This window comes from Scytonema sp. PRP1 (genome assembly GCF_036697665.2).
Lineage (GTDB): Bacteria > Cyanobacteriota > Cyanobacteriia > Cyanobacteriales > Nostocaceae > Kalymmatonema > Kalymmatonema gypsitolerans.
The window spans coordinates 1-3,720 of record NZ_JBAHYJ020000036.1; the positions used below are offsets into that span (position 1 = coordinate 1).

A 3,720-nucleotide genomic window follows, 5' to 3' on the forward strand; every position below is an offset into this window, starting at 1 on the left:
TCCGGATTGAATTGCCGGAAATTGAGGCACTGTTGAGTCAACATCCAACTGTGCAACAAGCCGTTGTCATTGCCAAAGAGATTGCAGGCGACAAGCGCTTAGTTGCATACTTGGTACCCCAAGCTGAGGCAGCGCCTGCAACCAGTGAGTTGCGCTCGTTCCTTAAACAGCAACTGCCTGAGTACATGGTGCCATCTTATTTTGTGGTGCTTGATAAGCTACCACTCACACCAAATGGCAAAGTTGACCGCAAAGCACTACCAGATCCGGAACACACTCGAGTAGAAGCCGAAGCATACGTTGCACCCCGAAACGAGGTTGAGCGAATCCTAAGTAGTGTTTGGCAAGAGGTGCTGAATCTGGAGAAGGTGGGTGTCAACGACAATTTCTTTGAACTCGGCGGTCATTCACTTCTGGTCATCCAAGTTCATAGCAAACTCAATAATAAGTTACTTGGAATCAACAGAGATATCTCAGTCGTTGACTTATTTAAATATCCAACTATAAGTACTTTGGCACAATATCTCGGTCAAAAACAGGATGTAAATGCACCAACTAGGCAAAAAAGTAATGACCGTGCCAGCAAGCAAATAGAAGCTCTAAAACGACAACCACTCATTAAACAAAGAAAGAAAACCAATGGATAACTGGGAAACACACGATGGAATGGATGCGATCGCCCGTATATGCCCGGAGGGTTTCCTCCAGAAACCCTCCCCTCGAATCTTCGATTCGAGGCAACAAAGCTCCGCTTTGTTGGGGCATAGGGCGCGCTTTGCGATCGCTGTAATCCGCATGGCGGGTCGTTTTCCAGGAACCAAGAATGTTGATAAGTTTTGGCAGAATCTGCGCGACGGTGTTGAGTCCATTTCATTGATTGGTGAACAAGAGGAGATAGAGCTATGAAAACTATTGAAGAGTTTTTGTCTTATCTCTGCACATTGGATGTAAAACTGTGGGCAGATGGTGAACGTCTGCGGTGTAGCGCCCCCGAGGGAGTACTGACACCATCTCTGCGTACTCAATTGCAAGAGCGCAAAGCAGAAATGCTCGCGTTTCTGCAAAAGACTAATCTGGCTTCAAGTCCCAGTCTAGCCCCGATTCTGCCGATTTCACGCTCGGAAAAGTTACCTCTGTCGTTTGCCCAACAACGCTTGTGGTTTCTACAGCAGCTCGAACCCGAAAGTGGCTTTTACAACATTCATGTGCAGGTGCGCCTTGAAGGTCAGCTTGATGTCACTGCCCTTGAGTACAGTATCAATCACATCATCAGCCGCCACGAAGTCCTACGCACCAATTTTATTCAGGTAAATGGACAAGCGATGCAAGTGATTGCCAACAGCGTGAAGATAACATTGGCAGTCGTAGACTTGCAACACTTAGAGCCACAAGAGCGAGAAAGCACTTGCCGACAATTGATCCTTGAAGACGCAGCGCAACCGTTTGACCTGGCAACTGAGGCACTAGTGCGGGGTAGTTTGTTCAAACTGACAGAAAAAGAACACGTCTTGCTACTCGTGATGCACCATATCGTTTCAGATTGGTGGTCAATAGGCGTACTGATGAGCGAGTTAGGAGCAATCTACCAAGCTGTGTACAATAATGTACCAATTCCCCTGCCAGAGTTGCCGATTCAGTACGCTGATTTTGCTCATTGGCAGCAGCAGTGGTTGCAAGAGGAAGAACTGAGGAAGCAGGTGGGATACTGGAAAGAACAACTTCAAGGTGCGACCGCTTTGTTGGAACTGCCAACCGACCGACCGCGACCAGCGATTCAAACTTACGGAGGAGCTACTGAAAAATTTATACTCTCCCAGGAACTGTGTGACGCGCTGACTGCCTTAAGTCAGCGACAAGGCGTAACGCTGTTCATGACGCTCTTAGCAGCGTTTCAAACATTGCTGTATCGCTACACCAACCAGACTGACATTTGTGTCGGCACACCGATCGCCAACCGTAATCGCGCCGAAACAGAGGGGTTATTCGGGTTATTCCTCAACACTTTAGTGCTGCGTAGCAATTTATCTGGCAATCCCAGTTTTCTTGATTTATTATCACAAGTGCGGCAAGTTGCTCTTGGTGCTTACGCTCATCAAGACCTGCCATTTGAGCAGTTGGTCGAGCAATTGCAGCCAGAGCGTTCTTTAAGCCACACCCCGCTGTTCCAAGTGATGTTTGTGCTGCATAATACACCGATGCAAGTGTTGCAGCTTCCCAACTTAACGCTCTCTCCATTGGAACTCGAAAGCTCAACTGCTAAGTATGATTTGACCCTAACGTTAAAGAACACCGCCCAAGGATTCACTGAAGACACAGCGGTTGGATTGAGTGGGTTTCTTGATTACAATACAGATTTGTTTGACGCCGCCACAATTGCGCGGATGGTACAACACTATCAAACTTTACTAGAAGCAGTTGTTGCCAATCCCCATCAAAAGGTAGCAGAACTACCACTGCTAAGTGAGCGTGAACAACATCAGCTCTTACGGGAGTGGAACGATACCCAAGCAGACTACCCGAAACAATTGTGTCTGCATCAGTTGTTTGAGCAACAGGTCGAGAAAACACCCGATGCAGTGGCAGCGGTGTTTGATTCGGAAGAACTAACCTACAGTGAGTTAAACGCCAAAGCCAACCAACTGGCACATCACCTAGTTTCATTGGGTGTTGAACCAGAAGTGTTGGTCGCCATTTGTGCAGAACGCTCAACTGATATGTTAGTCGGACTGCTGGCAATTCTAAAGGCGGGTGGCGCATATGTACCCCTCGACCCGATCTACCCACCCGAGCGATTGGCGTACATCCTAGAAGACGCCTGTGTCCCTGTGCTGCTTACACAACAGGCGGTAGCGGACAAACTACCCGACTTCAAGGGGCGTGTTGTCTACTTAGACTCAGATTTGCCCATATCCCAAAGTTCGTCCAACCCCAACAGCAATGTCTGCCCCGAGAACCTAGCTTATGCCATCTACACAAGCGGTTCCACTGGACGACCCAAAGGAGTACAAATTTGCCACCGCGCCGTGGTGAATTTCTTAACCGCAATGTCTGCTCAACCGGGGATAGTACCATAAGATGTGCTGGTGGCGGTGACAACCATCACCTTTGACATTGCCGCATTGGAATTGTTCCTACCATTGAGTACAGGTGCACGCCTCGTCCTCACCCCCGATTTGATGATCGATGGTGGTCAAAGCACTGCAGCCTTAGCGACATCAAGCGCCACAGTCATGCAAGGCACACCAGCCACATGGCGAACATTGATGCAAGCAGGCTTCGTTGGCAACCCGCAATTGAAAATACTCTGCGGCGGTGAAGCTTTCTCTCGCGAACTCGCAGCTCAACTGATTGAGCGTGCTGATACCTTATGGAATATGTACGGTCCGACTGAAACCACCATTTGGTCAGCCGTATCTCAAGTACAGGCAGGTTCTGGCTCGGTGTCTATAGGAGGCGATCGCCAACACCCAATTCTATATTCTCGATACCAATAATCAACCAGTACCAGTAGGTGTCGCAGGTGAATTGCACATTGGTGGCGATGGCTTGGCGCGTGGCTACCTCAACCGACCGGAGTTAACAGCGGAAAAATTCATTCCCGACCCCTTTAGCGCCAGCTGGTGACAAGGCTGTACAAAACCGGGGATTTAGTCCGCTACAAGAGTGATGGCAACATCGAGTATATCGGACGCATTGACCACCAGGTGAAAGTGCGTGGCT

General features: G+C 48.9%; 1 protein-coding gene and 2 pseudogenes. All 3 read left to right on the plus strand.

The features are described 5' to 3' along the window. Positions 1-647: AMP-binding enzyme (locus V5G28_RS07080; RefSeq protein ID WP_336229960.1), on the plus strand; the 647-nt coding region annotated here is incomplete at its 5' end. 148 nt (positions 648-795) lie between these two features. After that, positions 796-897: pseudogene (locus tag V5G28_RS36610) on the plus strand (beta-ketoacyl synthase N-terminal-like domain-containing protein); the annotation flags it as partial. Positions 898-902: 5 nt separating this feature from the next. Beyond that, positions 903-3,720, plus strand: a pseudogene (locus V5G28_RS07090) (non-ribosomal peptide synthetase); the annotation flags it as partial.